Genomic DNA, 6210 nt, shown 5'->3' on the forward strand with positions numbered 1-6210 from the left:
TTATGCCGAAGCGCACAGACATCAAGAGCATCCTCATCATCGGCGCGGGCCCGATCATCATCGGCCAGGCGTGCGAGTTCGATTATTCGGGCGCGCAAGCATGTAAAGCGCTGCGTGAGGAAGGCTACAAGGTCATCCTCGTCAACAGCAATCCGGCGACGATCATGACCGACCCGAACACGGCCGACGTCACGTACATCGAGCCGATCTCGTGGGAAGTGGTCGAGCGCATCATCGCGAAGGAGCGCCCGGACGCGATCCTGCCGACCATGGGCGGGCAGACGGCGCTCAATTGCGCGTTGGATCTCTTCCATCACGGCGTGCTGGAGAAGTACAAGGTCGAGCTGATCGGCGCATCGCCGGAAGCAATCGACAAGGCGGAAGACCGCCAGAAGTTCAAGGACGCGATGACGAAGATCGGCCTCGGTTCGGCCAAGTCGGGCATCGCGCATTCGATGGAAGAAGCGCTCGCGGTCCAGGCGCAGATCGCGGAAGCGACGGGCAGCGGCGGTTATCCGACCGTGATTCGTCCGTCGTTCACGCTGGGCGGCTCGGGTGGCGGCATCGCATACAACAAGGAAGAGTTCGAGGAAATCTGCCGTCGCGGTCTCGATCTTTCGCCTACGCGCGAACTGCTTATCGAAGAATCGCTGCTCGGCTGGAAAGAGTATGAGATGGAAGTGGTCCGCGATAAAAAGGACAACTGCATCATCGTGTGCTCGATCGAAAACCTCGACCCGATGGGCGTGCATACCGGCGATTCCATCACCGTCGCGCCCGCGCAGACGCTCACCGACAAAGAGTATCAAGTGCTGCGTAACGCGTCGCTCGCGGTGCTGCGCGAGATCGGCGTCGATACGGGCGGTTCCAACGTTCAGTTCGCGATCAACCCGAAGGACGGCCGCATGGTCGTCATCGAGATGAATCCGCGTGTGTCGCGTTCGTCCGCGCTGGCGTCGAAGGCGACGGGTTTCCCGATCGCCAAGGTCGCCGCGAAGCTCGCCTGCGGCTACACGCTCGACGAACTCAAGAACGAAATCACCGGCGGGCAGACGCCCGCATCGTTCGAGCCGACGATCGATTACGTCGTGACGAAGGTGCCGCGCTTCGCGTTCGAGAAATTCCGCGAAGCCGATTCGCGCCTGACGACGCAGATGAAGTCCGTCGGCGAAGTCATGGCGATGGGCCGCACGTTCCAGGAATCGTTCCAGAAGGCGCTGCGCGGTCTCGAAGTCGGCGTCGACGGTCTCGATGAAAAGACCAAGAGCCGCGACGAAGTGATCCGCGAGATCGGCGAGCCGGGTCCGGACCGCATCTGGTATCTCGGCGATGCATTCCGTCTCGGCCTGACGATGGAAGAGATCTTCGAAGAAACGTCGATCGATCCGTGGTTCCTCGCGCAGATCGAACAGATCATCCTTAAGGAGAAGGCGCTCGAAGGCCGCACGCTCGAAAGCCTCACGCGCGACGAGTTGCTGTATCTGAAGAAGAGCGGTTTCTCGGATCGTCGTTTGGCCAAGCTCACCGGTTCGAAGCAGGACGACGTGCGCAAGAAGCGCCACGCGCTGAAGGTGCGTCCGGTGTACAAGCGCGTCGACACGTGCGCGGCCGAATTCGCGACGAAGACCGCTTACATGTACTCGACGTATGAAGAAGAGTGCGAAGCGAATCCGACGGACAAGAAGAAGATCATGGTGCTGGGCGGCGGCCCGAACCGGATCGGGCAGGGCATCGAGTTCGACTATTGCTGCGTGCACGCCGCGCTCGCGATGCGCGAGGATGGTTATGAAACCATCATGGTCAACTGCAATCCGGAAACGGTGTCGACCGACTACGACACGTCCGACCGTCTGTACTTCGAATCGCTGACGCTCGAAGACGTGCTCGAGATCGTCGATCTGGAAAAGCCTGTCGGCGTGATCGTGCAGTACGGCGGCCAGACGCCGCTCAAGCTCGCGCTCGACCTCGAGGCGAACGGTGTGCCGATCATCGGCACGTCGCCGGACATGATCGATGCAGCCGAAGACCGCGAGCGTTTCCAGAAGCTGCTCAAGGATCTCGATCTGCGTCAGCCGCCGAATCGCACCGCGCGCGCGGAAGACGAGGCGCTGAAGCTCGCGGAAGAGATCGGTTATCCGCTGGTCGTGCGTCCGTCCTATGTTCTCGGCGGCCGCGCGATGGAAATCGTCCACGAGCCGCGCGATCTCGAGCGCTATATGCGCGAGGCCGTGAAGGTGTCGAACGATTCGCCGGTGCTGCTCGACCGCTTCCTCAACGACGCGATCGAATGCGATGTCGACTGCATCTCCGATGGCGACGACGTGTTCATCGGCGGCGTGATGGAGCACATCGAACAGGCGGGCGTGCACTCGGGCGATTCGGCGTGCTCGCTGCCGCCGTATTCGCTGTCGAACGAAACCGTCGATGAGCTGAAGCGACAAACCGCCGCCATGGCGAAGGCGCTCAACGTCGTCGGCCTGATGAACGTGCAGTTCGCGATCCAGCAGGTTCCGCAAGACGATGGCTCGAAGCAGGACATCATCTACGTGCTGGAAGTGAACCCGCGCGCATCGCGCACGGTGCCGTATGTGTCGAAGGCAACGGGCTTGCCGCTCGCGAAGATCGCGGCCCGCGCGATGGTCGGTCAGAAGCTCAAGCAGCAGGGCGTGACGAAGGAAGTCATTCCGCCGTACTTCAGTGTGAAGGAAGCGGTGTTCCCGTTCATCAAGTTCCCGGCGGTCGACCCGGTTCTCGGACCGGAAATGCGCTCGACCGGCGAAGTGATGGGCGTGGGCCGCACCTTCGGCGAAGCGCTCTTCAAGTCGCAGCTCGCGGCGGGTTCGCGTCTGCCGGAGTCGGGCACCGTGCTGCTGACCGTGATGGACGCCGACAAGCCGAAGGCCGTCGAAGTCGCGCAGATGTTGCACGAGCTCGGCTACCCGATCGTCGCGACCAAGGGCACGGCGGCTGCGATCGCGGCGGCGGGCGTGCCGGTGAAGACGGTCAACAAGGTGAAGGATGGCCGTCCGCACATCGTCGACATGATCAAGAACGGCGAGATCGCACTCGTCTTCACGACGGTCGACGAAACGCGCGCGGCGATCGCCGATTCGCGTTCGATCCGCATGAGCGCGCAGGCCAACAAGGTCACGTACTACACGACGATGTCCGGCGCGCGCGCCGCGGTCGAAGGCCTGCGTTATCTGCGCGATTTGGAAGTCTATGATTTACAAGGCTTGCACGCTCGCCTAAACTAAGACTTCGATTACTGGTCTAAGCATCACGAGCCGCGGTTAAGCGGCGTCTCCTTTAGCCGGGAGATGCGCTTAACCGCGGTAATTTTTTTGACGAAATTGTTTGTGAGTGGTCTATGAGCACGATTCCTTTGACGAAGCGCGGCGCGGAATTGCTGCGCGACGAATTGCAACGCCTGAAGGCCGTGGAGCGTCCGGCGGTCATCAATGCGATCGCGGAGGCGCGCGCGCAAGGCGACTTGTCGGAAAACGCGGAATACGACGCCGCGAAGGAAAAGCAGGGGTTCATCGAGGGCCGCATCGCGGAGATCGAGTCGAAGCTGGCTGCTGCACAAGTGATCGACCCGACGCAGGTCGAGGCGGAAGGCCGCGTCGTGTTCGGCGCGACGGTCGAGCTGGAAGATCTGGAGTCGGGCGATACGGTCACGTACCAGATCGTCGGCGATGACGAAGCGGACCTCGATCACGGTCTCATCTCGGTGAGCTCGCCGATCGCGCGCGCACTCATCGCGAAGTCTGAAGGCGACGTGGCGTCGGTGCAGGCACCGAGCGGCGCGCGCGAATACGAAATCATCGCGGTTCGCTACGTCTGATGGAGCACCGGCTCTTTCGCACCATCAGCATGGTCTGGGTCGGCAGCTTGCTGACTCTCGGCCTCGTCGCCGCGCCCGTTCTCTTTTCGATGCTCGACCGCACATCGGCGGGCTCAGTGGCGGCGCAACTCTTTCGGATCGAAGCGATCATCGGTGTGATCTGCGCGCTCGCGCTGATCGTCATCGGCAATCGCTTCGTGAAAAGCGGCATCGTCGATTACAAGCGCGTGCGGTGGGTGGTCGCGGTGATGCTCGTGTGCGTGCTGATCGGCTATTTCGCGCTGCAGCCGTTCATGAACTCGCTGCGCATGGCGGCGCAGGAAACGGGCTCCGATCTCGCGAGTTCGCCGTATGCGAAGGAGTTCGGCATCCTGCATGGGATATCGAGCGCGATCTATCTGATCGAATGCCTGTTCGGCATTGCGCTCATTTGGCGTCTGCCCGGCGCGGCGCCGGTGAAGGTCGTGCCGAAGGGCAAATCGGCCAAGGTCGCGGCGAAACGGGCGCGTAGCTGAATTGAGGTTGTCTGCGGACGGCGCGTGCGTTCCACAGGAAGCGCACGCGCCGTTGGCTTATTTCACCGCCTGATGCTGGCGCTTCGCGCTGGTCTGACGCTTCTTCGCGCGCTTCACGTTACCGCCGGCCGTGACGCGCTCGTTGCCCAGCACCTTCAGCGTCTGCTTCTTGGGCTTCTTGAAAGCAGGTGCATCGCGCGTGATTTTCACGGCTTTCACGGTGCGCGGCGCGCGGCCTTTCGTCGACCGTTCCTCGGCGGCTTCGCCCGCGCTCGGCGGCATCGTGCTGCGCGTGCGCGTAGCGCGGCTCTTCGGCGCGGCGCCTTCGGGCCTCCAGATCACGAGCAGCTTGCCGATATGCTGGATGGGTGCCGCGTTCAGGCGATCGCAGATTTCGTCGTAGATCCCGACGCGCGCGTCGCGTTCGTCGCCGAACACGCGGACCTTGATGAGCTGGTGCGCCTCGAGGTGCACGTTGATCTCTTTGAGCACGGCATCGGTCAGACCCTCCGCGCCGACGAGCACGACGGGCTTGAGCGCATGGGCCTGGGAGCGCAGATCGGAGCGCTCGGCGGGGGAGAGTTGGAGAGCTGGCATGAGAAAATTGGGACTCGACTAAAATGGGGGCGACATGAGCGGCGCACGTGGCGCGCGCGCGAGGCGGTTCGAACACGCCGAAAGCGAAAGCGCACGGCTTCGCGCCGAATCTGCGGCGCATCGATCGCGCCACCGCCCACCAGAAACAGAACAGGCCGGATGCCGGGTTTCGACGCGCGTGAGCGCCCGAGGACCGGTCCGGCCGACAAGACGCGTATTATCCGCTAAAAGCCTCGCGCAATGCAGCAAAATACGCACCCGGCGCGCCGCTTCGTACGATAGCGTGCGCTAAATGAGCTTAGTTTGAATGGCAAAGAACCGTTTTAATCAGTCGTGGTTGCATGACCACATCAACGATCCCTACGTGAAGATGGCGCAGCGCGAGGGCTACCGCGCGCGCGCTGCATACAAGCTGAAGGAGATCGACGAGCAGGACAAGCTCATCAAGCCGGGTCAGGTGATCGTCGATCTCGGCTCGACGCCCGGCAGCTGGAGCCAGTACGCGCGCAACAAGCTCGCGCAGGGCGCAAAGCGTGACGCGGAGCGCCAGGGCGGCATCGACGGCACGATCATCGCGCTGGATATCCTGCCGATGGAGCCGATTGCGGACGTCACATTCATCCAGGGCGACTTCCGCGAAGACGACGTGCTCGCCAAACTCGATGAAATCGTCGGCGAACGTCAGGTGGATCTTGTAATTTCCGACATGGCCCCCAACCTCTCAGGCGTAGCGAGTGCGGATGCCGCGCGCATCGAGCATCTCTGCGATCTGGCGCTGGAGTTCGCGCAGAACCATCTGAAACCGGAGGGTGCGCTGCTGGTCAAATGTTTTCATGGCAGCGGATATAGCCAGATCGTCGAGAAGTTCAAGCACCAGTTCAAAGTGGTGGCGCCGCGCAAACCCAAGGCCTCTCGCGACAAATCGTCGGAGACATTTATTCTCGGGCGGCGGCTCAAGCGCCCGAACTGAACGGCCCGCTCAAGCGATTCGGCGAATATCGACGATATTTTCGCCGATTATGCCGAAAAAGGCCTGTCCGCCGCTATTTGTGCGGTAGATAAACCTTATGGCAGGGGTTAGCGGTCTGGATTAGAATGCTTTGGTGGCGTCGCAAGGTTTATGTAGGCGCCCGTCTATGAGTGAGGAGTGGTGCTTTGAACAACAATATGTTCTCTAAAGCGGCAGTGTGGCTCGTGATCGCACTGGTGCTGTTTACGGTGTTCAAGCAGTTCGATAAGCCCCGCGTCCAG

Annotated in this window: 5 protein-coding genes; 4 read left to right on the forward strand and 1 reads right to left on the reverse strand. The window is 61.8% G+C overall.

Features of this window, described 5'->3' with window-relative positions; genetic code table 11:
- Positions 1–2: 2 nt before the first annotated feature.
- The 3 genes from carB to AWB78_RS36510 all read left to right on the forward strand — a co-directional run bounded on the left by carB (position 3) and on the right by AWB78_RS36510 (position 4362).
- Entirely contained in the window at positions 3–3257 is a 3255-nt protein-coding gene (gene carB / locus AWB78_RS36500) for a carbamoyl-phosphate synthase large subunit (RefSeq protein ID WP_062611582.1), read from the forward strand.
- 113 nt (positions 3258–3370) lie between these two features.
- The gene (greA, locus tag AWB78_RS36505) at positions 3371–3847 is read left to right on the forward strand and encodes a transcription elongation factor GreA (RefSeq protein WP_062611583.1); all 477 of its coding nucleotides are present in this window, start codon (positions 3371–3373) and stop codon (positions 3845–3847) included.
- Positions 3847–4362, forward strand: coding sequence for a DUF4149 domain-containing protein (locus AWB78_RS36510; RefSeq protein WP_062611584.1), 516 nt, complete (start codon positions 3847–3849; stop codon positions 4360–4362). Before greA ends, AWB78_RS36510 begins: the two co-directional genes overlap by 1 nt.
- Positions 4363–4419: 57 nt before the next feature.
- On the opposite strand, the gene AWB78_RS36515 is transcribed toward AWB78_RS36510, so the two are convergent.
- Positions 4420–4959 (reverse strand): YhbY family RNA-binding protein, encoded by a 540-nt coding sequence (locus AWB78_RS36515; RefSeq protein ID WP_062611585.1) that lies wholly within the window; start codon positions 4957–4959, stop codon positions 4420–4422.
- A gap of 307 nt (positions 4960–5266) precedes the next feature.
- Here AWB78_RS36515 and AWB78_RS36520 point away from each other — a divergent pair, with 307 nt between their 5' ends.
- Positions 5267–5929: an RlmE family RNA methyltransferase gene (locus tag AWB78_RS36520; RefSeq protein ID WP_062611586.1), complete on the forward strand. Its 663-nt coding sequence runs from the start codon at positions 5267–5269 to the stop codon at positions 5927–5929.
- Positions 5930–6210: the final 281 nt, after the last annotated feature.

Origin of the sequence: Caballeronia calidae (assembly GCF_900044055.2) — a bacterium.
In the GTDB taxonomy this organism is placed as follows: Bacteria; Pseudomonadota; Gammaproteobacteria; order Burkholderiales; family Burkholderiaceae; genus Caballeronia; species Caballeronia calidae.